This is a genomic window from Streptomyces sp. CA-278952, assembly GCF_028747205.1.
Taxonomy (GTDB): Bacteria; Actinomycetota; Actinomycetes; order Streptomycetales; family Streptomycetaceae; genus Streptomyces.
Genome location: NZ_CP112880.1, coordinates 2,969,922 through 2,992,606 on the forward strand (window position 1 = coordinate 2,969,922; position 22,685 = coordinate 2,992,606).

General features: G+C 73.0%; 16 protein-coding genes. 3 read left to right on the forward strand and 13 right to left on the reverse strand.

Features of this window, described 5'->3' with window-relative positions; genetic code table 11:
• Window positions 1–93 precede the first annotated feature (93 nt).
• Entirely contained in the window at window positions 94–1,446 is a 1,353-nt protein-coding gene (locus N7925_RS12940) for a PspC domain-containing protein (protein ID WP_265599806.1), read from the forward strand.
• Window positions 1,433–1,693: a hypothetical protein gene (locus N7925_RS12945; protein ID WP_265599807.1), complete on the forward strand. Its 261-nt coding sequence runs from the start codon at window positions 1,433–1,435 to the stop codon at window positions 1,691–1,693. Before N7925_RS12940 ends, N7925_RS12945 begins: the two co-directional genes overlap by 14 nt.
• On the opposite strand, the gene N7925_RS12950 is transcribed toward N7925_RS12945, so the two are convergent.
• The 6 genes from N7925_RS12950 to guaA form a co-directional block, all read right to left on the reverse strand.
• Window positions 1,603–2,109, reverse strand: coding sequence for a DoxX family protein (locus N7925_RS12950; protein WP_265603853.1), 507 nt, complete (start codon window positions 2,107–2,109; stop codon window positions 1,603–1,605). The two genes, N7925_RS12945 and N7925_RS12950, sit on opposite strands and share 91 nt — an antisense overlap.
• A gap of 119 nt (window positions 2,110–2,228) precedes the next feature.
• Entirely contained in the window at window positions 2,229–3,497 is a 1,269-nt protein-coding gene (locus tag N7925_RS12955; protein WP_274343939.1) for a hypothetical protein, read from the reverse strand.
• A 113-nt stretch (window positions 3,498–3,610) separates the two neighbouring features.
• The gene (locus N7925_RS12960) at window positions 3,611–4,399 is read right to left on the reverse strand and encodes a class II aldolase/adducin family protein (RefSeq protein ID WP_274343940.1); all 789 of its coding nucleotides are present in this window, start codon (window positions 4,397–4,399) and stop codon (window positions 3,611–3,613) included.
• Between the two features lie 101 nt (window positions 4,400–4,500).
• Window positions 4,501–5,256: an SAM-dependent methyltransferase gene (locus N7925_RS12965; protein ID WP_274343941.1), complete on the reverse strand. Its 756-nt coding sequence runs from the start codon at window positions 5,254–5,256 to the stop codon at window positions 4,501–4,503.
• A 45-nt stretch (window positions 5,257–5,301) separates the two neighbouring features.
• Window positions 5,302–5,910 (reverse strand): Uma2 family endonuclease, encoded by a 609-nt coding sequence (locus N7925_RS12970; protein ID WP_274343942.1) that lies wholly within the window; start codon window positions 5,908–5,910, stop codon window positions 5,302–5,304.
• A gap of 138 nt (window positions 5,911–6,048) precedes the next feature.
• Window positions 6,049–7,635, reverse strand: coding sequence for a glutamine-hydrolyzing GMP synthase (gene guaA / locus N7925_RS12975; protein WP_274343943.1), 1,587 nt, complete (start codon window positions 7,633–7,635; stop codon window positions 6,049–6,051).
• Window positions 7,636–8,040: 405 nt separating this feature from the next.
• Here guaA and N7925_RS12980 point away from each other — a divergent pair, with 405 nt between their 5' ends.
• Window positions 8,041–8,376, forward strand: coding sequence for a chorismate mutase (locus tag N7925_RS12980; protein ID WP_265599813.1), 336 nt, complete (start codon window positions 8,041–8,043; stop codon window positions 8,374–8,376).
• A 357-nt stretch (window positions 8,377–8,733) separates the two neighbouring features.
• On the opposite strand, the gene N7925_RS12985 is transcribed toward N7925_RS12980, so the two are convergent.
• From N7925_RS12985 to N7925_RS13015, 7 genes are all read right to left on the reverse strand, one after another.
• Window positions 8,734–10,503, reverse strand: a complete 1,770-nt coding sequence (locus N7925_RS12985) for a peptidase (protein WP_265599814.1) — start codon at window positions 10,501–10,503, stop codon at window positions 8,734–8,736.
• A 101-nt stretch (window positions 10,504–10,604) separates the two neighbouring features.
• Window positions 10,605–12,530 (reverse strand): GMC oxidoreductase, encoded by a 1,926-nt coding sequence (locus N7925_RS12990; protein ID WP_274343944.1) that lies wholly within the window; start codon window positions 12,528–12,530, stop codon window positions 10,605–10,607.
• A gap of 65 nt (window positions 12,531–12,595) precedes the next feature.
• Window positions 12,596–14,212 (reverse strand): succinic semialdehyde dehydrogenase, encoded by a 1,617-nt coding sequence (locus N7925_RS12995; protein ID WP_274343945.1) that lies wholly within the window; start codon window positions 14,210–14,212, stop codon window positions 12,596–12,598.
• Window positions 14,213–14,385: 173 nt separating this feature from the next.
• A complete protein-coding gene (locus tag N7925_RS13000; protein WP_274343946.1) occupies window positions 14,386–14,865 on the reverse strand; it encodes a hypothetical protein in 480 nt (159 codons plus the stop codon).
• A 55-nt stretch (window positions 14,866–14,920) separates the two neighbouring features.
• A complete protein-coding gene (locus N7925_RS13005; protein WP_274343947.1) occupies window positions 14,921–16,690 on the reverse strand; it encodes a serine/threonine-protein kinase in 1,770 nt (589 codons plus the stop codon).
• Window positions 16,691–16,901: 211 nt separating this feature from the next.
• Window positions 16,902–20,021, reverse strand: a complete 3,120-nt coding sequence (locus N7925_RS13010) for a protein kinase (RefSeq protein ID WP_274343948.1) — start codon at window positions 20,019–20,021, stop codon at window positions 16,902–16,904.
• A 276-nt stretch (window positions 20,022–20,297) separates the two neighbouring features.
• Window positions 20,298–22,427 carry a serine/threonine-protein kinase gene (locus N7925_RS13015; RefSeq protein WP_274343949.1) on the reverse strand — a complete coding sequence of 710 codons (2,130 nt, stop codon included), beginning with the start codon at window positions 22,425–22,427 and terminating at the stop codon, window positions 20,298–20,300.
• Between the last annotated feature and the right edge of the window lie 258 nt (window positions 22,428–22,685).

Below are 22,685 nucleotides of genomic sequence, written 5' to 3' on the forward strand. Positions count from 1 at the left end.
TCTGGCCCTTCAGGGGCGTACACGGGCAATATCAGGGACCGTCCAGGGTCGGCGCGGGTCCCGGCGGGCGGTCCGGACCGTCACCATGGAGGCATGACCGCTCCCTCGGACGCCGCTCCCGGCGTCGCGCCCCCCGAAGCGCCGAAGCCGACGCTGCGGCGCACCCCGCGACAGAAGGTCGTCGCCGGGGTGTGCGGTGGACTCGGCCGGTACTGCGACGTGGATCCGGTGATCTTCCGGATCGTGCTCGGTGTGCTGTCGGCGACCGGAGGCATCGGTCTGATCTTCTACGGCTTCGCGTGGCTGCTGCTGCCCGCGGACGGCGACGACGAGAACGAGGCGCGCAAACTGCTGTCGGGGCGGGTCGACGGGGCGTCCCTGGTGGCGCTGCTGCTGGCGCTGATCGGCTGCGGGCTGTTCCTGTCGATGCTGCACAACCGGGACATGCTGGCGTTCGCCGCGCTGCTGACGCTGGCGGTCGTCGGCTTCTCCGTATGGACGCAGTCCCGGCGGACGGCGGGGGCCCCGGAGGACCCGGCGGCCCCGCCCGGCGCACCGGCGGCCCCGCCCGGCCCCGTGCACACGGGCGGGCTCGGCACGCCGCCGCCGGAGGTGAAAGCCCCGCCGACACCCGGCAGTCCGTCGTGGTGGCGGGACCCGATCGTCAAGGACGGCACCATGGGGCCGGTCGGCCCCGGCTATCTGTGGGGTCCGCCGGACACGGACGCCGGCACGGCGCACGCCGGGGCGAAGGCCGGGCGGCCCACTCCGGACGCCCCGTTCCTGAGGCCGCAGCCGTCGCCCGTGGAGCGCGGGCCGCGCTCCATCGGCGGTCCGGTCTTCCTGACGGCGCTGGTGGCGGGCGGTCTGGGCACCGGGCTGAGCTGGGAGCAGCAGCCGCTGGGCACCGCCCTCCAGATCGGCCTGGTCGCCGCTCTCGCCGTCTTCGGGCTCGGCCTGCTGATCGCCTCGTTGCTGGGGCGGACCGGTTTCGGCACGGTCCTGATGGCGATGATCACGGCGGGTCTGCTGGCGGGCGCGGCGGTACTCCCCAAGGACATCGACACCTCGTGGGCGCGCCAGGAGTGGCGGCCGGCCTCGGTGTCCGCCGTCGCGCCGCACTACGAGCTGCGTACGGGCGACGCCCGGCTGGACCTGTCCGGAGTGAAGGTGGCCAAGGGCGAGACCGTGCGCACGGGGCTCGATGTGGCGGCGGGGCGGGCGGCCGTCGTCGTCCCGGAGAACGTGACGGTGAAGGTGCGCGCCGAGGCGGGTCTCGGGGAGATCCGGCTGGAGGAGGGGCAGCGGGTCCAGGTCCGGATCAACAGCGACGAGGCGAAGCAGCGGACGCTGCCGCCGCCCGCGGGCACGAAGCCCGCCGGAACGATCGAACTGGTGCTGGAAGTCGGCATCGGACAGGTGGAGGTCACCCGTGCTGCGTCATGAATTCCGGCCCGGCCGTGCGGTGGCGGGCCTGACGATGCTGGGCCTGGCCGGCGGGTACGCGGCCGATGCCGCCGGGGCCTGGGAGGCGCCGTGGACGTTCTTCCTGCCGCTGTTCCTCGGCGGACTGTGGCTGGCCGCGACGGTGACGTGGGCCGCCTACATGCTGCGGCGGCGGGAGGCGAGGAAGGCGTCGGCGGAGAACACGGTGGCGCCCGCGAGTACCAGCGGCAGCCACGCCATCAGATAGGGCAGGTCGTTGCCGTAGTAGTACGGGGTGGCCTGCCAGCTCACGGTCAGCCAGAGGCTCAGCGAGATCAGCGCGCCGCCGAGCGCCGCGAGCCGGGCCCAGAGCCCGACGAGGGTGCCGAGGCCGACGAGGAGTTCCCCGATCGCGATGGCGTAACCGAAGCCCTCGGGGCTCTTCAGCGCCAGGTCGACGAGGGCGGGGACCGCGGAGGAGTCGCGCACCCCGCGCATCATCTCGCCGATGGAGCCGGTACCGGTCGCGGACAGGAACGCGCTGTCCGTGAGCTTGTCGAGGCCCGCGTACACGAAGGTGACGCCGAGGAAGATCCGCAGCGGCAGCAGGGCGTACGTGCCCGCCTGCTCCCTCAGTGTCCTGCGCTCGCCCAGACCGTACGATCCGCCGCCGTAACCGTTCATCACCACTGCCCTGCCTCCCGAGATCCCGTCACCTCGACCATACGTACGCCCTCGGCGCGCTGCTCACCAGGGCTGGGACGCGATCGGCGGCAGAAATCCGCTCGGCTGACGGGTGCCGGTCAGTCCGTGACGTCGATCGGGCAGCGGTTGGTCTCCACCCCGGCGGCGGTGACGACCTGGACGTCCACGGTCCCCGGCTCGACCTCGACCGGCACCGGCACGGTCAGGACGGTGTCGGTCGGGTTCGCGAAGCCCCCGGCGACCGGGACCAGCGGTACGTGGACATGGACCGTGCCGATCCGTACGACGAGCCGGGCCAGCCGGTCGGGGCCGCCCGCGCCGGGCGGTACGAAGCCCGCGCCCCGGATCTCGATGTCGTCGCCGGTCCGGATGGGGGCGTCCAGGTCCCCGGCCTCCCTGGCCCGCACGACGGACAGCACGACGGGCCGGCCGCCCTCCGCGTACTTCCCGGCGAAGTAGGTCGCCGCCGAGACCGCCACCAGCAGCGCGAGCCCCCACGGCAGGTCGGGCAGCTGCTCGGGCCGGCGGGCCAGCCGCACTGCGGCGAACAGCACGGCGACGGCGCTGACCAGCACGTACTGCACATCGGTGAAGGAGCCGCGCCCCGAGTCGTCGGTGAGCAGGTCGGCGGCGCGCGGCCGGTCGGCGCGCAGCTTCTGGAGCCGCTGGCCCAGCACCCGTACGGTCACCACGCGGCGCACGACGACGGCGACCGCGCACACGAGCGCCAGCACGGCCACGACCCCGGCGGAGCGCACGAGGTCGAGCCCCTCGATCAGCGCGTCCCTTTTCTCCGGGTCGGAGGCCCCCGCCAGTTGCAGCGCGAGAACGAGGACGGCGAAGACGGCGAGCAGCACCCAGGCACCGGCGACCGTACGCGAGGTGGAGAGCCGGTTGTCCTCCCCGATCAGCGGAGCGAGGAGGCCGCCCCGGGCGCGGTGGAGGCGGGCGGCGGCGGTGAGCAGCCCGGCCGTGAGGAGGGCGGCGATCAGCCCGGCGGTACGGGCGGTGGACCAGCCGGCCCCGATCGCGGTGAGGCTCGCACCGACGAGGAGGGCCCCGGCCGCACCCCAGACGGCGAACAACGACCCCCGCCAGACCTGGTGGAGCCAGGCGTCACCGGCTTCCCGGGCCCGCTCGGCAACAGTGCGGGCGGACCCGGTCAACTCGTCGGACACCCACTGTCGGGATGCGGACGGCGACTGGGCAACCCCGGCGGGAAGCCCTTTGCCCGCCGCCAGTTCGTCCCGTTTGGCCAGGAACGCGGCGACGGCGCGCCGGTGTCCGCGACGGGCTCCGTGCGGGCAGTCGCCACACGTACAGCCGCCGCTGTGCGTGCCGCTCGTCCTGGATTCGTCCAACGCCACGGAGGATTACGCCCTTTCCCGTCCCGGTACAGCCAACTCACCTGCGATATCTGCGAATTGTGCCGTACCGGGCGGACGTCGCCCGCATCGGGGCGGACGGCGGGCGGGGGCCGTCAGAATGTTCGAGCGATCCGCTGCCACAGGGGTTGGTAGTTGATCCAGGCCACCAGGTCGCCGCCGAGGTGGTCGCGGGTGGTGACGGCGTCCCGGTGCGAGATGAGGACGGGTTTCCCGGCGGCCCGCGCCAGCAGTTGCACCTGGCAGGCGCGCTCCATCGTGAGGAACCACCAGGCCGCCGCGTCCACCGAACCGCCGACGGTCAGCAGCCCGTGGTTGCGCAGGATCACCGCCTTGTGCGGCCCGAGCGCGGCGGCGATCCGCCGGCCCTCGTCCTCGTCCACGACGACCCCGGAGTAGGCGTCGTACAGCGCGTGGTCCTCGTAGAAGGCGCAGGACTCCTGAGTGATCGGCTCGATCGGCTCCCCGAGCGCGGCGAGCGCCCGCCCGTGCGTGGAGTGGGCGTGGGCGACGGCCACGGTGTCCGGGCGGGCCCGGTGCACCGCCGCGTGGACGGTGAAAGCGGCCTGGTTGACGTGGAAACGGCCCCGGACCACCTGGCCGTCGCCGTTGACGAGGATCAGGTCCTGCGGGGCGATGTCGGCGAAGGGAGCGCCGAACGGGTTGACCCAGAAGCAGTCCGCCAGCTCGGGGTCGCGGGCGCTGATGTGCCCGGAGACCCCGTCCTCGTACCCGAGCTCCCCGAACAGCCGCAGCGCGCCCGCCAGCCGCTCCCTGCGGTACGCGCGTTCCTCGTCCGGCGAGGCGTGCACGGGCTCCATCGCGAACTGGAGCTGTTCGACGGGGATCGGGGCGGGGGCGGGCACGGCGACATGCTCGGACATGGCGGCTCCTCGGGTTCCCTGGGCGTACGGGACCGGAAGTTACCGCCGGGTGGGTCAGGTGGCCAGAGGTCTGCCGCCCCCGGCCGGGGTCAGGTGCTGCGTCAGGTGCTGAGCACCAGATAGGCGAGCGTGAGATACGAGCGGTAGCCGCCGTAATAACCGGTGCGACGGGCGTCGATCTCGGCTGTCACCTCGGCGTGCAGCGGATGGTCCGGATGTTCCAGTGCCCAGCGCTGCCCGCGGCCGATCGGCCCCTCGGATTCGAAGAGGTCCCATTCGCGCTCGTCGGCGACGGTGACCTGCAGCGCGCGCAGGCCGACGGACTCCGCCAGCCGGATCAGCTCCAGCAGCGACCCGAAGTCGCCGGGCTCGGCACCGATGCCCTCCAAAGCGGCGGGGGTCGGTTCCTTCAGCCAGATGCCCTCGCCGAACAGGACCCGTCCGCCGGGGCGCACCGTGGCGGCGAGGGCGGTGAGGGCCTCACGGGTCGTGCCGGGCCAGGCGTGCGAGGAGCCGATGGAGACGGCGAGGTCGTACCCGTCCTCGGTCCACTCGGCGGCGGGCACCTCGTGGAACCCCACCCGGTCCGCGAGCCCTCGCGCCTCCGCGAGCTTCCGCCCGCGCACCACGGCGGCCGGATCGGTCTCGACGCCGTCCCCGGTGGCGCCGGGCGCGGACTCGACGAGCCGCATCAGCAACTCGCCCCAGCCGGAACCGAGGTCGACGATCCGGGATCCGGGAGCAGGGGCGCAGGCGGCGATCAGCCGGTCCGCGTGCTCCTCGGAGAGCGGGGTGTTCCAGGTGAGGCGGTCGTTACCGGCGGCGGACACGATGGCGCGGACTTCTTCGGCGGACATGGTGGAGGAGCCTGGCACGGGGGGCGGGGCCCGTGCCAGCGGTTTCTAGGGGCGGCGCCGGTTGATCGCCGTGAGGTCGATGTCCAGCGGGAACGGAACCGTCAAGGTGAGCTTGTCGCGGTGGATGCCTGTGGGCACATAGACCTCCAGTGCGGGGTCACGTTCGTAGACATAGACGATCGGCAGCCCTTCGTCATCCGCCTCCACCCGCCAGAAGTGCCGTACTCCAGCAGCTGCGTACTTCCGGGGCTTGACGTCGCGATCACGCTCCACCGAGTCGTCCGAGACCACCTCGACGGCGAGCACGACATCCTCGGGGCGGAACCAGGTCTGGCGGTGGCCCGTGTTCGCCTCGATGGGGAAGACCAGGACATCCGGCTCCGGCCTGTTCTTCTCGTCCAACTTGATCGTCATCTCGCGCAGGACGTCCAGATGCGGCGGCGCCTGGTCCAGCAGGGCATTCTCGAACAAACGCATGGCACGCCCATGGAAGGCGGTCTGCGGACTCATGAAGACGAGACTCCCGTCGATCAGCTCGGTATGGGGCGGGAGGCCCGGAATCCGGTCGAGGTCGTCCGCCGTCCAGCCGCCCTCCGGCGGGACAGGCCACCGGTTCGGCTGCTGCTCAAGCCTGTGCTCGGGTGCGGCGCTCATAATTACTCCCATACGCCGAAGTCTCGTCTCTTCACTCAGCGTACCCACCCGATACGACAATGCCGCCGCCCAAACGAATGAGCGACGGCATCGGCGTTGACCCGGGAGAGCCCTACGGGCTCGCCAGGAGCGGGGAGGTCACTCCCACTCGATGGTCCCCGGCGGCTTGCTCGTCACGTCGAGGACGACGCGGTTGACGTCGGCGACCTCGTTGGTGATGCGGGTGGAGATCTTCGCCAGCGTCTCGTACGGCAGACGCGACCAGTCGGCCGTCATGGCGTCCTCGGAGGAGACCGGGCGCAGCACGATCGGGTGGCCGTAGGTGCGGCCGTCGCCCTGGACTCCGACCGAGCGGACGTCGGCGAGGAGGACCACCGGGCACTGCCAGATGTCGCGGTCCAGGCCGGCCGCCGTCAGCTCCTCGCGGGCGATGGCGTCGGCGTCGCGGAGCAGGTCCAGGCGCTCCTTGGTGACCTCTCCGACGATGCGGATGCCGAGGCCGGGGCCGGGGAAGGGCTGGCGCTGGACGATCTCCTCGGGGAGGCCCAGCTCCTGGCCGACCATGCGGACCTCGTCCTTGAACAGCTGGCGCAGCGGCTCGACGAGCTGGAACTCGATGTCGTCGGGGAGTCCGCCGACGTTGTGGTGGGACTTGATGTTGGCGGTGCCGGTGCCGCCGCCGGACTCGACGACGTCGGGGTAGAGCGTGCCCTGGACGAGGAAGGCGACCTCCGGGCCGTCCTCCTGGAGGATCTCCAGCTGGGCCTGCTCGAAGACGCGGATGAACTCGCGGCCGATGATCTTCCGCTTCTGCTCGGGGTCGGAGACCCCGGCCAGGGCGTCGAGGAAGCGCTTCTGTGCGTCGACCACCTTCAGCTTCGCGCCGGTCGCGGCCACGAAGTCCTTCTCGACCTGCTCGGTCTCGCCCTTGCGCATCAGGCCGTGGTCGACGTACACGCAGGTGAGCTGGGAGCCGATGGCCTTCTGGACGAGGGCCGCGGCCACCGCGGAGTCCACGCCGCCGGAGAGGCCGCAGATGGCGCGCTTGTCGCCGACCTGCTCGCGGATGAGCGCGATCTGCTCCTCGACCACGTTGGTCGTGGTCCAGTTCGGCTCGATGCCCGCGCCGCGGTAGAGGAAGTGCTCCAGAACCTGCTGGCCGTGGGTCGAGTGCATGACCTCCGGGTGGTACTGGACGCCGTAGAGCTTCTTCTCGTCGTTCTCGAAGGCGGCGACCGGCACGACGTCGGTGGACGCGGTGACGGTGAATCCCTCGGGGGCGGCCGAGCAGGCGTCGCCGTGCGACATCCACACCGGCTGCTCGGTGGGCGTGCCCTCGAAGAGCGTCGAGCCCGCCTTGCTGACGTGCAGCGGGGTACGGCCGTACTCACGGGCCCCGTTGTCGTCGACCGTGCCGCCGAGCGTGGTGGCCATCAGCTGGAAGCCGTAGCACATGCCGAAGACGGGCACCCCGGCCTCGAAGAGCGCGCGGTCCAGGGACGGCGCGCCCTCCGCGTACACCGACGACGGGCCGCCGGAGAGGATGATCGCGCGCGGGTTCTTGGCCAGCATCTCGGCCACCGGCATGGTGGACGGGACGATCTCGCTGTAGACCCGGGCCTCACGGACACGGCGGGCGATGAGCTGGGCGTACTGCGCGCCGAAGTCGACGACGAGGACCACGTCGGCCGTGGCGTCGGGGGCGGCGGGGGGTGCTGCTGGCACGGGGGCGGCCTTCCGGCGGTGGTGAAGGGGGTCGGTTCTTCCAATTCTACCGGCCGTGCGCGAGCCCTCCGCCGGGCCGGGGGCCGGGGCCGGCGGGACGGGGACGGGGGACGCGGGACGGGGCCGGGGGACGGAGCCGACGCCTCAAGGCCGGTGCTCGTCGCGTCTCAGGATCCGGGCCCCGTTTTGTGGGCGCCGCCGGGCCGGGGCCATACTGTGCCCCATGCGTCAGCACACGACCTCCGTCTTTACCTATGGCATCCGGCCCGCCGGCTGCCATGGTCGTGCTGCTTGAGCTACTGACAAGCAACGTTCCAGGCGCCCCGGGCCAGCAGGCCCGGGGCGTCTCGCGTATCCCGGGCCTGCTGGCCCCGGGGGGCCGTCACCCCACCGGGAGTCACCACCATGAGCAGCACCACCACCGGGACCACCACCGCACCCCCTGCCGGCACCACCGCCGTCACCCCCGCCGAGCTGACCGGCGCCCGCACGGACGAGGCCGCCGTCCTGATCGGGGGCGCCCGGGAGCGCATCGACGCCCTCGACGACCGGATCATCGGCCTCGTCCAGGAACGGATGGCCGTCTCGGCGGTGATCCAGCAGGCCCGCATCGCCTCGGGCGGCCGGCGGGTCAACCTCTCCCGGGAGACGGCCGTGCTCGGCCACTACAGGGACGCGCTGGGCAAGCCGGGCACCGCGCTGGCGATGACGCTCCTGGAGCTGTGCCGCGGCCGGGTGTGAGGCTGGTGAGCGGCGCCCGGACGGAACGGTTCTCCGCATGCCGGACAGGGGCCGTACCTGCGTTCGGGCCCCGTCTCACCCGTACGGCGCGTGACCGGGAGCGCGGTGCCTTCGTTGAGCCTGATGTCCGTGCCAACCAGGGGCGGCATCGGTAGGAAACCACGCGTGGCTCCGCCGGGACGTGTGACGTACCGCAGGTACGTCGTGGGACCACAACCCGGCGTAAGTGACCGGTCCGCAGGGGACAGCAGCCCGGTCACCCCATATGCGGCCGTACCCGGGGACGCCCGGGTCGGCCGCATCGGAACGTGTCCAGGCGGAGGCCGGCTCCCTCCTCCGCCCCTTCCCCTCCGCCGGTCAGGCGTGCCGCCCCCCAGCCCGTCGTCGTGCCGCCGTGAACAGCACCAGGCCCGCCGCCAGCGCCGCGGCCGCCGTGCCGGAGGCGATCAGGGCGATCGATCCCGTCGAGGCGAGGCCGCCCCCGCCGCCGGAGCCCCCGGTCGTACCCGCCGAGCCGCCGCCGGACGTGGTGGAGGCCGAGGGTCCGGAGGTGCCGGACGGGCTCTCCTCCGGGTCCGGGGCCGAGGTCGGCGGGGTGGACGGTTCGCCGGAGCCGTCACCGGAGCCGCCCGTCGAGCCGCCGGAGTCGGAGCCGCCGCCCTCGCCGTTCAGGACGAGGAACGCGGTGTTGTTGGCCGGCTTCGGGTCGAACGGCAGCGCCGGGTTCTGCAGCCAGGTGTTGCGGACGGTCACCTCGCCGCCGGCGCCGATCAGGGCCTTGTCGATCCGCAGCTCGAAGGGCAGGCCGAGGTCGGCCCCGTCCCACACGGTCATCGAGGTGTCGCAGACGTAACGCGGCGCGGGGCTCTCCTGGTCCTCGCGGTACTTGCCGTCGGCGGTCACCCCACGGCAGCGGTCCGGCTTCGCGGTCACCGACGCGCCCTGCGGGACGGTGAAGTCGACGGTGGCGACGTCCTCGCCGGAACGGAGGTGGCCGATCCAGGCGGGGCCCTCGTTGCGGAAGCCGATGTCGGCCTTCACCGTGGTCCCGGCGGCTCCGGACGCCTCGTCGCCGTACGCCACGAAGTCGGCCGTGTTCTTCGTACGGAAGTCGGCCTCCTGCTGGTTGTCCTGCGGGTTGAGGTCGCTGCCCCGGGCGGTCGCGCCCTGCTGGGAGGCCTTCGCCGGGACCGCCTTCAGCACGGGGCCCGCGCCCCGCGCGAAGGGGGCGCCCGCACGCTGGGCGGTGCGCTGGGCGGCGCCGTCCTCGTGGATGCGGTAGACGAAGGTGTCGTAGTAGGCGCGGGTGGTGGCCTCGATGGTCAGCGGGGTCGCCAGGGTGTACGTCGCGCCCGCCTCGAAGGCGCCCTCGACGGAGCAGAGGGCCGTGGTCCAGCCGATGCCCGGGACGTCCGGGTCGTCCTCGGTGTACTCGCAGTTGGCGTAGCGCTGCGGAATGTCGAGGCCGCGGGTGTACATGAGGGTGAGCAGAACGCCGTCGGCGTCCCGGCTGCCCCGGTTGGAGAAGGTGATCGGGGCCTGCTGCTCGTCGCCCGGGTTCAGCTCCTGGTCGAAGGGGAGCCGCTGCATGACCAGGTCGGTGCCGCCGACCGTGAGCCGGGTGGTGAACGGGGTGAAGGTCGCACCCTCCGCCTCGCCGGTCACCCTGATCGTGCCCGTGGCCCCGGCCCGGCTGCCCTCGGCGGCGGTGACCCGGAGGTCGGCGGCGGGCTGGCTGCCCGGCCAGATGCCCCAGTCCCGGCAGACCGCCTTCGCGCCGGTGACCTCGCACTCCGCGCTGCTGGACTCGCCGTCGAACGCCACCTCGGCGACGCCGTCGATGTCGCTGAGGTCGAACGTGAGGGTGAAGTCGCCTCCGTAACCGCCGTTCTCCTCGTCCTGGCTCGGGTTGTTGACGGTGATTCCAACCGTGGAGTGCTGCGGCTCGCCGCTCTCCGGGTACGGGTTCAGGCCCGTCTCGGCGGGGCCGCCGAGGGCGAACACCGGGACGTCGGCGGCCCCCGCCGGGGCGGCCGCCCCGGCGAGCGTGGCCGCGGCCAGCAGGCCCGCGGCGGCGAGAGAGCCCGCCGCACGGCGCAGCGCGGCTCTCGGAGAGAAGGGTGTCATCAAGGACCTCTGGGACTCGTCAGGAGCTGTGTGGCCGCGGTGACAGTCATCGCGGCACGGGTAGGACCGCGCAGCTCACCGAACAGTTGCCCGGAGAAAGATCACGGATTGGGTACGGGGGTGTTCCCGACGCCCTTCACGCCCGCCCCGGCCTCCGCCGTCCCCTTCGGCGGCACCACGGGAATGCCCAGGAACGGCAGCTTCAGCGCGCCGAACGCCTCCTTCGGCACGGCCGGCGCGAGCGGCTCGACGGGGGTGAGCCGCTCGTAGGCCTCGCCCTGTTCCGGGCGCGGGTCCGCCTCGCCCTTGTTGGGCCACAACGACATCGCGCGCTCGGCCTGGGCGGTGATGGTCAGCGAGGGGTTGACCCCGAGGTTGGCGGAGACCGCGGAGCCGTCGACGACGCTGATGCCGGGGTGGCCGTAGAGGCGGTGGTACGGGTCGATGACGCCCTCGTCGGCGTTCGCGCCGATCGGGCAGCCGCCGAGGAAGTGGGCGGTGAGCGGGGTGCCCATCAGTTCGCCGACGTTGGAGCCGGCGAAGCCGTTGATCTCCTCGGCGAGCAGGGTGGCGCTGTGGGTGGCCTCCGGTATCTGGGTCGGGTTGGGTGCGCCGTGGCCCTGGCGGGCGGTGAGCAGGCCCTTGCCGATGCCGCCCGGTTTGCGGTACGTCGTCAGGGAGTTGTCCAGCGACTGCATGACCAGGCCGATGATGGTGCGCTCGGACCAGTGGTGGTTGGAGAGCGAACGGGCGGCGAGGGTCGGGTGCTTGACCATGTTGGCGAGCCAGCCGCGCACCCGGTGGGCCCCGTAGGGGACCTGGAGTATCGACATCGCGCCCATGGCGTTGGAGCCCTTGCCGTAGCGGACGGGCTCGATGTGGGTGTTGTCGTCCGGGTGGATCGAGGAGGTGATCGCGACGCCCTGCGAGAAGTCGGCCTTCGCGGTGCCGTGCTTCTTGCGGTAGCGGCGGTCGCTGGTCTGGGAGCCGACGAGCGCCTCGGAGTTGGTACGGGTCAGCTCGCCGAGCCGCGCGGAGAGCCGGGGCAGCAGCCCCCGGTCCTTCATGGTGTGCAGCAGGGTCTGGGTGCCGTACGTGCCCGCGGCGACGACGACCTTCCGGGCGCGCAGCTTCGTGGGCCTCGCCCTGCGGCGGCGGTCGGTGGGGACGGTGAGGACCCGGTAGCCGCCCTCGGGGTCGTCGGTGACCGCGACGACGGAGGTCATCGGGTGGATGACCGCTCCGGCCTTCTCGGCGAGGTGGAGGTAGTTCTCGTTGAGGGTGTTCTTGGCGCCGTGGCGGCAGCCCGTCATGCACTCGCCGCACTCGGTGCAGGCCTTGCGGGCGGGGCCGGCGCCGCCGAAGTACGGGTCGGGGACGGTGAAGCCGGGCCTGGCCCTCGCCGTGCCGTCGGCATCCTTGCCGTCGCCGAAGAAGACGCCGACCGGGGCCAGGTGGAAGGTGTCGCCGACGCCCATGGCCTCGGCCGCGGCCTTGAGGTGGATGTCGGACGGGGTCATGGTCGGGTTGAGGCGGACCCCGAGCATGCGGCGGGCCTGGTCGTAGTACGGCTTCAGCTCGTCCTGCCAGTCGGTGATCGAGGCCCACTGCCGGTCCTCGAAGAACGGGGCGGGCGGCACGTACAGCGTGTTGGCGTAGTTGAGCGATCCGCCGCCGACCCCGGCCCCGGCGAGCACCATGACGTTGCCGAGGAGGTGGACGCGCTGGATGCCGAAGAGACCCAGCGCGGGGGCCCAGAGGTAGTTCTTCAGGTCCCAGGAGGTCTTGGGGAGGGTGCCGGGGGTGAAGCGGCGGCCCGCCTCCAGGATCCCGACCCGGTACCCCTTCTCGGTCAGCCGGAGCGCCGACACCGCGCCCCCGAAGCCCGATCCGACGACCAGGACGTCGTAGTCGTACGCGGCGTCGTCCTCGGCCGGCACAGGGCTCGCCTGAACAGGGCTCGCCTGAACAGGGGCCGTCGGCGTGGGGAGCATGGCCTGTTTCTGGGCAGGGCTGTCCTGGGACATGGCACTCCTCGGAACGGAATCGGTACGAAAAGGGCGGAAGTCGCTACGGCTCGGCTCCCGGGGCGTCAGCGCAGCCGGAACGCCTTCATCGCCTTGAGGCTGCTGGTCATGATCGCGGCGTACTTCTCGTCGTCCATCCCGAAGGCGGGCGCGAGTGGCATCAGCCGCTGCTGGGCGACGGTCTGGGCCTCGGTGAACTTGAGGATGCCCTCGGAGCCGTGCCGTCGGCCGAGGCCGGAATCCTTCATGCCGCCCATCGGGGCCTGGACGCTGCCGTACGCGGGGGCGAACCCTTCGTTGATGTTGACGGTGCCGGTGCGCAGGCGGGCCGCGACCTGGTGACCGCGGCGGGAGTCGGTGGTCCAGACGCTGGAGTTGAGGCCGTACGGGGTGGCGTTGGCCAGCGCGATCACCTCGTCCTCGTCGCTGAAGCGGTAGATCGAGACGACCGGCCCGAAGGTCTCCTCGGTGCAGACGGCCATCGGGGCCTCCACCCCGTCGAGGATGGTCGGCTCGTAGAACAGCGGGCCGATGTCGGGGCGGGCGACGCCGCCGGCGACGAGCTTCGCACCCTTCTCCACGGCCTCGTCGACGTGGCGTGTGACGGCCTCCAGCTGGCGTTCGCCCACGAGGGAGCCCATGTCGGCCCCGTAGGCGAGGGCGCTGCCGAGCCGCATGGCCTTCGTCCGGGTGGCGAAGCGCTCCACGAAGTCGTCGGCGACGGACTCGTGGACGTACAGCCGCTCGATGGAGATGCAGAGCTGTCCGGCGGAGGAGAAGCAGGCGCGGACGGCTCCGGCGGCAGCCTTCTCGACGTCGGCGTCCTTCAGCACGAGCATGGCGTTCTTGCCGCCGAGCTCCAGGGAGACGCCGACCAGCCGGGACGCGGCGCCGACGGCGACCTCGCGGCCGGTGCGGGTGGAGCCGGTGAAGGAGACGTAGTCGGCGCGGCTGACGACCTCGGGTCCCACGACGGGCCCCTCGCCGAGGACGACCTGGAAGACCTCGGCGGGCAGTCCGGCCTCGATCAGCAGGTCGCGGGCCCACAGGGCGGTGAGCGCGGTCTCCGTGTCGGGCTTCATCACGACGGCGTTGCCGGAGACGAACGCGGGCAGCGCATCGCCCACGGAGAGTTCGAGCGGGTAGTTCCAGGGGGCGATCTGGCCGACGACGCCGCGCGGCTGGCGCAGTTCGGTGACCTTGGTCAGGATCGGGACGACGCCGGTGCGGCGGCGGGGCTTGAGGTAGGCGGCGGCCTTGCGCCCGTAGTGGCGGGCGGCGACGGCGACGGCCTGCACCTCCTCGTGGGCGTGCAGGCGGGCCTTGCCGGTCTCCAGCTGGATGAGGTCGAGGACCTCGGACTGGCGGCTGAGGACGAGGTCGTGGAAGCGCAGCAGGACGGCGGCGCGCTGCCGTACGGGGACGGCGGCCCAGACGGGCTGGGCGGCGCGGGCCCGGCCGAAGGCGGTGGCGACGTCCTCGGGGGTGGACTCGGGCAGGTCGGCCAGCTTCTCCCCGGTGAAGGGGGTGTGGTTGGCCGTGCGGCCCGACCCGACGACGCCACGGGTCAGCTGGGCGATCACCTCGGGGGTGACCACGTCGGCGGCGGTGCGCACCCCGGCGGGGGCGACCGCCACGGGGTTCGTACCGAGAGGGGCGTCAGGGGCCTGCGAGTCCGTCATGAGGCCGAGAGTATGTCCAGCCGCAGCCTTTGGGTACCCGTGGGTAACAGTTTTTCACAGGACCCGCCACCCCTGCCGGGGGCTCTCCCCGAACGAGCCAGTGATCGCTGGCGACATAACCGCTGATCAGTGGCTATGCGGCCGACCGCCGCCCGGCGGTGGGCCCGCGGCGCTCAGGAAGCGTGAATCTTCGGCCCCTCGGTGACCTCGGTGAAGATCGCGTCGCCGTCCTTCGCCGCCTCCCCCTGGGCAGGCATCCGCACCCGCACGTGCCAGTAGGGGTCGTTCTCCTTCTCGCCCGGGATCAGCAGCTCTCTGAGGCGGTAGCGCACCGGATCGTCGCCGGACGAGGGGCAGGGAACGAACTCGGTGGTCATCTCGAACGCCTTGCGCCCCTCGTGCGTGGCGTCCTTGTACGAGACGGAGGCCTCTTCCCTGTCCGTGGAGCTCGACGAGCCCTCCTCGTAGTACTCCTTGCGGGCCTTCGGGTCGACGCCGGGGTTGTGGTCCATGGTGTCCTCGCTCTTCGGGTCGCGGTGCCAGAAGGAGATCTCGAAGACGCCGCCGGGGTCCGCGTACCAGACCAGTTCGTCCTCGCCGTCCTCCTGGACCCGCTCGTACTCCTCCGGAACGGCGACGTCCGCCGACAGCACCTCGTTCTCCGGCCGGACCTGCCCGTTCTCATCGGGCTTCCGCCGCGCGCCGTGCTCACTGCTGGGGCTTCGGGGCGCTCCAACTGCGCAGCATGATGTCGAACTTCTCGCGGCTGGCCTCCCAGCCTTCCTGCGGGGCCGTCAGATACAGCGCGTACTCGGGGCCGCCGGGGCCGCCGTAGTACATCTGGTCGATCCCGTGCCGGGGCCCCGGTTGGTCCTTGGTCTCGTTCCAGGTGAACTCCCAGAGGGCGCCCGGCCGGTCGCGGAAGGTGTTCTTCTCCATCCCGATCCGCTGATAGCCCGGCAGCCGCTCGGAGAGCTGCTCCTCCATGTTCTCCATGTGCAGATACGGATGCTCGAAGTCCGGGTCCGGGTCGACGCTGATGCGGATCCGGTGGGTCCCGCCGTCCGGCGTGTAGTCGATCTGCCCGTCCTGGACCTGCCGGGTCCAGTCCACCGGCACCACCAGGCTGAACCCCGCCGGGTCGTCGACCCGGTGCCAGCCGTCGGGTATCTCCGGTGTCCCCTCCGATGAGGCGGCCGGATCCGGAGAGGTCCGCTCCGTGGAGGTGGGCTCCGGGGACGGTGTGCTGCCGGCGACCGTGCCGCCGACCGTTTTGCCGGGGGCGTCCGAGCCCTCCCCGTACTTCATCGCGATCAGCCCGGCCGCGCCCCCCAGGACGGCGGCGGCGACGACCACGACGAGCACCGTGCGCCATCGGGACCCGGCGCGCCGGGTCACCGGGGTGGAGGCGGGGCCGATGACCGGGGCGGCGGCCTCCGGGCCGGGGGCGGGCGGGGACGTCGTGGAGGGGGTCGCTCCGGGCAGCCGGGCGGTGGCGCCGTCGGAACCGTCGGCGCCACTCGGGCTGCCGGAATCGTTCGGGCCACCCGGGCCGCCGGGACCGCCGTCCGTGTCCTGGTAGGCGTACCGGGCGTTCTCGGGGAAGCGCTGGGTCGGCACGTGCGCCTGGGCGGCACGGGGCTCGCGGCCGTCCATCGCGTCCAGCAGCATCTGCTCGGTCTGGGCGGCGGTGGGCCGGTCGTCCGGGTCCTTGCGGAGCAGCGCGGTGATCACGGCGCCGAGCGGGCCGGCGTTGACCGGGGCGGGCGGCTCCTCGGTGACGACGGCCTGCATGGTGGAGATCGGGGACGTACGGCGGAACGGCGAGGTCCCCTCGACCGCCGTGTACAGCGTCGCCCCCAACGACCAGAGGTCGGAGGCCGGTCCCGGGTCGCCGCCGCGTACCCGTTCCGGGGCGAGGTAGTCGATGGAGCCGACCAGTTCGCCGGTACGGGTGATGGTGGAGTCGCCCTCGATCGCCGCGATCCCGAAGTCGGTCAGCAGCACCTGCCCGTCGCGCGCCAGCAGCACGTTGCCGGGCTTGACGTCGCGGTGCAGCACCCCGGCCGCGTGCGCGGCCCGCAGGGCGCTCAGCACGTGCAGCCCGATCCGGGCCGCCTCGCGCGGGGCGACCTCGCCGCTCTCCTTGGCGGAGTCGGCGAGAGAGGGCCCGTCGACGTACTGCATGACGATCCAGGGGCGGTTGTCGTACTCGATCACGTCGTGGACGGTGACGACTCCGGGGTGCGTGATGCGCGCCGCCGCCCGCGCCTCCTTCTGCGTCCTGGCGTGCAGGACGAGCCGGTCGGCCTCGGCGACGTACAGCCCGGCGGTCAACTCCTTGACGGCGACCGTGCGGTGCAGCACCTCGTCGTGGGCGCGCCAGACCTTGCCCATGCCGCCCCGGCCGAGGACGTCGCCCAGCCGGTAGCGCCCCGCCAGCACCAGTCCCGCGTCCGTGCTCTGTGATCGATCCACGTGATGTCCCCGCCCCGTTCCTCGAATGGCCAGATTACGGAGCCGCGGCGGTGAGGCGGAACCGGGGATCGCCCATGAGACCGCACTGTGATGGTTGTCGGGACCGCACAACGCCCTTGGCCAGCGGTGGCGATGACGTGTGATCAGGCCCGGAAACGAGCGGCCACGTGCGCGCGGTCGGGTGCGACCGGCCGTCGGGTGTGACCGGCGGTCAGGTGACCCGGTACGAGGCGACGGCCTGCTCGTAGATCTCGGTGACCCTGTCCCGGTCGCTCTCGGGCCCGATGACCTGGATGACGTGGTACCTGCCGTCGACGATCATGGCGAGATTGCGGACGTACACCTCGCGCCCGCCGCTCTCCTGCCAGGTGAACTGCCCCTCGGCCATGGCCTGCCGGCCGACGTCGACCCGGCGCAGTCCGGACGAGGAGGACCAGGTGGAGTCCCGGAACGGCTGGAGCTCGGGCTCCTTGTCCCGCTGGTAGTCCAGCGGATCGGCGCCCCCCGCCTTGACCGTGTCCCTGCCCGGCACCACGAGCAGGGTGAACCCGTCGCTGCCGTAGCGGATCTGCCGGTCCGCGTTGGCGGGGCTGCGCTGCCAGTCCTTCGGTACGCCGACCTCGAAGCCCTCCGCGTCCTCGCGGAGCGCGTAGCCGGGGGCGAGCGCCACGGCCGACCGGCTGGTCTGCGGCTGCTGGGAGCCGGGGTCGGCGGAGCCGCCCGCCGAGGCGGACGGCTCGGGCTGCCCCGAGGCGGCGGGCGGTGCGGCGGAGCCGGCGGGCGACGTCGGCGCTCCACTGTCCTTGCCCGGCTCCTGCTTCGGCAGGAACATCACGGCGTACGCGACGGCGGCGGCCATCAGCAGCAGGATGAGGACGAGCAGCAGCCGGCCCAGACGGCGCGGGGAGGAGGACTCCTCGCCCCGGCGCGGCGGTTCCCGCAGCACCCGGGGCCCCTTGGGCGCACGGGGTGCGCGGGCCGGGCGCTCCTCCTCCCAGGCCTCCACGGGCATCCGCACGGACCGGTCGGGCGGCAGCAGCGACTCCTGCCGGTCGCGCTGCTTGCCGCCGCCGCGCTGCTTCGGCGGTTGCTGACGCTTCCCCTGGCGGTGCCTGCCGTGCGCCGAGCCGCCGCCGAAACGGCCCCGCCGTCGGCGGACCAGCTCGCCCCGGCGGCGTACGACGGGGAGCCGGGTGGCGTCGGGCGCGGGCAGGGTGACGACATCGGCGCCCGCCTCCGGCTCCGGCGCGGAGCGCACCAGCGAGCGCAGCCAGCCGCGCAGCTCCTCGAAGTCCGGCCGCTCCGTGGGGTCCTGGCGCAGCAACGACTCGACGACGGGCCGCAGCGGGCCGCACTCCTCCGCGAAGGCGGGCGGCTCCCCGCACACCATCTGGACGAGCTCGGCCGCGTTCTCCTCGGGGTAGGGGGCGTGGCCCTGGACGGCACGGTAGAGCAGTGCGCCGAGCGCCCACAGGTCGGTGGAGGGGCCGATCGGGGGCGCGAGCTGCCAGTTCTCGTGGACGGGGCCCGCCTGCTCGGGCGCCCAGCGCTCGGTGACGGCTCCGACGACGGCGATCCGTGCCTGGCGGGCGCGTTCGGCGGCGAGCGGGGTGGCGGGACCCCGGTAGACGGCGGGTTCGTCACCGCCCGCGACGGCCTCCTCCCAGGCCCCGGGGGCGGTCCGCGCGTCCCGGGGCGAGGCGGTGCGGGCGAGCTGCTTGGGGGCCGGGGCCGGCGGGCCGGGGCGCCGGGAGTCGGCGCGCAGCGCGTCCTCGCCGGAGCCGCCCGCGGAGACGGGCCGCGCACCGGGTCCGTCGTCCCAGGTCCCGGCGAGGTGCACGCGGCGGCCCGGCGGCCGGGGGCCTTCCTCGTCGTCCTCGTCGTCCTCGTCGTCGTAGGGGTCCTCGGCGGAGATGCCCCAGGGGGAGGTCAGTTGGGGGGTCACGGGGGCGTCAGCGGCCGGAGCGCCGGGCGCCGGGCGCTGCGGCGGGAGGATGCCGGTGTCCGCGTCCGCGTCCGTGTCGACTCCGGCTCCGGCTCCGGCTCCGGTGATACCGCTGGTGCTCGGTGCGGGCGCGTGTCCTTCCGGCGGCGACTTCGTGAGGTCGGCCGGGGCGCGGTCGGTCTGCTGCCGGTCCTCGGTGACCCGGGCGGCGGCCCGTGCGCCCGCCCGGTAGGCGGCGATGGCTCCGGCGCGCGCGGCCCGCAGCTGGGCGGCGCTCGCGGCGCCCGGCTCGGCGGGGGGCGGCACGGCGGTGTACGGGACGGCGGGGGCGGCGGGGCGCGGGACGATCTCCTGCCCGGCATGCGACGCGAAGGGCTCGGCTTCCGGGCCGCCCGGCGGCAGGTCATAGCGGTCGCCGGACCGGTCGCCATACCGGTTCTCGGGCCGGTCGCCATACCGCCGGTCGTCCCGGTCGTCGTCCCGGCGCGGTGCGTACCCCTGCGGCAGCGACGGAAGGGAAAGACCCTGGTCCCCCCGGTCCGGCCGGTCGTCGCCGCCGCCGTCATCGGCGTGCTCCTGGACGTCCGCGTCCGCGTACTCCTCGTACTCCGCGTACTCCTCGACAGCCGCGTAGCCCTCGCCGTCGTCGACGGTTCCGTAGCCCTCGACCGGCGCGTACTCCGTCTCCCTTCCGGCCGGCGGGAGCGCGTAGGCCCCGTCGAGCTCTCTCGGCGGGGCGGCCTCGACGGCCGGGATGCCGTACGTCGTGGGACCGGCCACCGGGTCGGTTTCGGGCTCCGGTCCGGGGGCGTATCCGCAGAGCGCCTCCTCGGCGGCGCCCGCCGCGAGACCGGTGAGCATGACGCGACCGTCGTCGCACACCAGGACCGTGCGCACGGTGATGTTGCGGTGGGTCCAGCCGTGGGCGTGCAGCACCCGCAGGGCGGTGAGCACGTCGGAGCCGATCTCGGCCGCCCGGTAGGGGTTGAGGGGGCGTTCGGCGAGGAGGGCGGCGAGCGGACGGGCCGCGACGAGCTCGCTCACTATCCACAGCGAGCCCGCTTCGGCGAACACGTCGAAGACCTGGTCGAGCCGGGGGTGATCGGGCACCTGGGCGGCGGCCTGCGCGGCCTCGATCGCCCTCCGGACCGCCGGGTCCGTGCTGCGGCGGACCGCTCGCCCGGTGGCGCGTCCGGAGGCGGAGGGCTGCCCGTCGGCGTCGAGCACCTCCGCGTCCACGATCTCCGGCAACGGCACCTGGCGGATCAGGACTTCCTGTCCGCTGTAGGTGTCGAACGCCCGGGTCTCGGCCAGTTCGTACCCATCGGACGGGGGCAGCGGAAGGCGGTAGCGGTCGGCAAGCACCCGACCCGCATAGTCGTCCACGACGCCTCCCCAGAGCGCGCTCTTTCCCCCGGTCACCGGAGGCGCACTTATCCGTCAGTCACGGTTTTACGGCGGGCAGTTGACCCGCTGTTCCGGCTGCGTACGGTCTCCGGCCTCTTACGATACGTGGCAACGCGGGCCGACGGGCCGGGTCGCGCCAACCCGATCCGCACAAACGTTTCCCATCGACCGGCTCAGGGCGTTTCCGACCGGTCGACGGGCATGCCCAGCGGTAATCGGCGCGTGGCCGGCGGTCAGTCGGCGCGTGGCCGGCGGTCAGTCGGTGGGCGTGAACGTGGCGAACGCCGTTTCGCGCAGCGTCCGGCAATCGTCGCCCTCCCACTCGTCCACCTTGCAGCTGATCATGATCGAGTAGCCGCGCTTGGCGTCCACCTTGAATCCCCGGTTGAGCACCTTGACCCGGACGCCGTTGTGGTTGCGTTCGAACGTCCAGTCCGCGACGGTCGGATAGCCGTTGTACTCGACCTTCTTTATGCTGCCGTGCTTGTAGCCGTCGCTGAGGACCTTGACGCTCCCGACGGCCCCGCGCCAGGCGGCCGCCGCGTCGTCCTTGGGAGAGCTGTTGAAGTCGACCTGGACGCGAGGGAAGCTGCCCCGCTTGTCGTTGTAGATGCCGCCGGAGTTGCTGCCCGCGATGGCGGTGCGCTGGAAACCCTCGGGCATCGCCATGGTGAAGTGGAACCGGGTGTCGATGACGTTCTCGTACCCGGCGGGCAGGGCGTCGCCCGGGTCCGCCCCGTCGTCCTCGGCGTCGTCGGAACCGGAGTCGTCGGCGTCGTCGGAGTCGTCGGCGGACGGGTCGGCCGAGGCCCGGCCGTCGTCCGTGCCCTGGCCCTCCTTCTGACCGCCGCCCTTCTCGCCGGCCGAACCGCCGCCGGTGTCGCCGCCCTTGTCGTCGGCGCCGCCGGCCGAGGCTCCGGCCGAGGCTGCCGTGTCGCCGCCCTTGTCCGCGTCGTCGCCGAGCGTGAGCGCGAGGACCGTGCCGAGAATGGCCAGCGCGACGACGGCCGCGATGATCGCGAGGGTGCGGCGCGGCACCACGTCGGTGATCGAGGCACGCGTGGACGCGACCGAGGACGGCGGGCGCTGCCCGGGTACGGATCCACTCGCCGCCGCGGACTTCGGGGTGCCGGCGGGTGCCGCGACGGCTCCCTTCGCGGTCGCCGGGGCGGACGCGGCGGGCTTCGCACCCGGGGCGGAAGTCCCGGGCGGCGACGGAGGCTTGGGCGGGGCGACGGGCGAGGCAACGGGCGGGTCGCCGGCCGCCGCGGCCGGAGAGCTCGCCGACGCGGCGGCCGCACCCGCCGCGGCTCCGGCGGCCGCCGCGGGGGTCCTCGCGTTGCGCACGGAGCGCAGGGCTCCGCGCAGCCGGTCGCGGGAGCCGCCGCCGGACTCGCCCGACCCGGTGGGCGGCTTCGGCTGCTTCGGGGCCTTGGGTTGCTTCGGCGTCCTCCTGACGAGGGGGTCGGCGGCGGGCGCCGCCGGCAGCGCCATGATCTGGGTGGAGTCCGCGGGTGCCGGCGCGGGGACGTCGGGGGCGTTGATGACGTCGTTGAGCAATGCCCGTGCCCCGGCGTCGTCGAGGCGCTGGTCGGGATCCCGGGCGAGCAGCCCGTAGATGACCTCGGTGAGCGGGCCGGCGTTCTTCGGCGGGTCGAGCGGTTCGGTCATCACGGCCGTCAGGGTGGCGATGGCCGAGCCCTTGTCGTACGGCGGGCAGCCCTCGACGCTCGCGTACAGCAGTCCGCCGAGCGACCACAGGTCCGCGGGCGGGCCCGGCTTGTGACCGCGGGCGCGCTCCGGCGAGATGTACGAGGGGGCGCCGACGAGCATGCCGGTGGAGGTGACCGACGGGTCGCCCTCGACCTGGGCGATGCCGAAGTCGGTGAGCACGACGCGCCCGTCCTCGGCGATCAGCACGTTGGACGGCTTCACGTCGCGGTGCAGGATGCCCTCGCGGTGCGCCGAGCGCAGCACGTCGAGGATGGCGAGCCCGACCTCTGCCGCCCGCCTCGGCGTCAGCGTGCCGTCCTCGCGGATCGCCTCGGCAAGCGACTTGCCCTCGATCAGCTCCATGACGATCCACGGGCGGTCGTCCTCGTCGACCACGTCGTAGACGGTCACCGCGCTGTTGTTGCGGATCCGTGCGATCGCCTTGGCCTCACGCAGGGTGCGCGTGATCAGCCGGCGCTTCTCGTCCTCGTCGATCGCCCCGGGGAACCGCAGTTCCTTGACCGCGACCGTGCGGCCGAGCGTCTCGTCGTCGGCGCGCCAGACCGTACCCATGCCGCCTCGGCCGAGCACCTCACCGAGCCGGTAGCGCCCCGCGAGGAGACGACCGTTCTTGTCCCGTTGGGGCTCTCGTGCCTGCTCCGCCTCCGACATGCGTCCCCTCTGCGATCAACCCGCCCTGGCAGAGCGTTCATTGTCCCTCACCCCGGGACCGGTCCTGGTGCCGGGTCCGGGGTCCGCCGCGCCGCGGCTCGAAGAGGGAAGCCCCCACAGCCTCCTACCAACCCGGCCTCCCCGTCCAGGCCGGACCGGGCCGCCGCCCCGGCACCAGGGGGCCGGCGGAGCCCAACTGGCCCGGTGAAGGCGGGCGGTGGCCACGGCGCGGAAGCTCGCGGACCCCGGGAGGGCGTG

Bases quoted from the DNA above. Each gene is read 5' to 3' on its own strand.
- N7925_RS12940 (WP_265599806.1), top strand. From the start codon at position 94: ATGACCGCTCCCTCGGACGCCGCTCCCGGCGTCGCGCCCCCCGAAGCG.
- N7925_RS12950 (WP_265603853.1), bottom strand. From the start codon at position 2,109: ATGAACGGTTACGGCGGCGGATCGTACGGTCTGGGCGAGCGCAGGACA.
- N7925_RS12960 (WP_274343940.1), bottom strand. From the start codon at position 4,399: ATGTCCGAGCATGTCGCCGTGCCCGCCCCCGCCCCGATCCCCGTCGAA.
- N7925_RS12965 (WP_274343941.1), bottom strand. From the start codon at position 5,256: ATGTCCGCCGAAGAAGTCCGCGCCATCGTGTCCGCCGCCGGTAACGAC.
- N7925_RS12970 (WP_274343942.1), bottom strand. From the start codon at position 5,910: ATGAGCGCCGCACCCGAGCACAGGCTTGAGCAGCAGCCGAACCGGTGG.
- N7925_RS12980 (WP_265599813.1), top strand. From the start codon at position 8,041: ATGAGCAGCACCACCACCGGGACCACCACCGCACCCCCTGCCGGCACC.
- N7925_RS12985 (WP_265599814.1), bottom strand. From the start codon at position 10,503: ATGACACCCTTCTCTCCGAGAGCCGCGCTGCGCCGTGCGGCGGGCTCT.
- N7925_RS12990 (WP_274343944.1), bottom strand. From the start codon at position 12,530: ATGTCCCAGGACAGCCCTGCCCAGAAACAGGCCATGCTCCCCACGCCG.
- N7925_RS12995 (WP_274343945.1), bottom strand. From the start codon at position 14,212: ATGACGGACTCGCAGGCCCCTGACGCCCCTCTCGGTACGAACCCCGTG.
- N7925_RS13015 (WP_274343949.1), bottom strand. From the start codon at position 22,427: ATGTCGGAGGCGGAGCAGGCACGAGAGCCCCAACGGGACAAGAACGGT.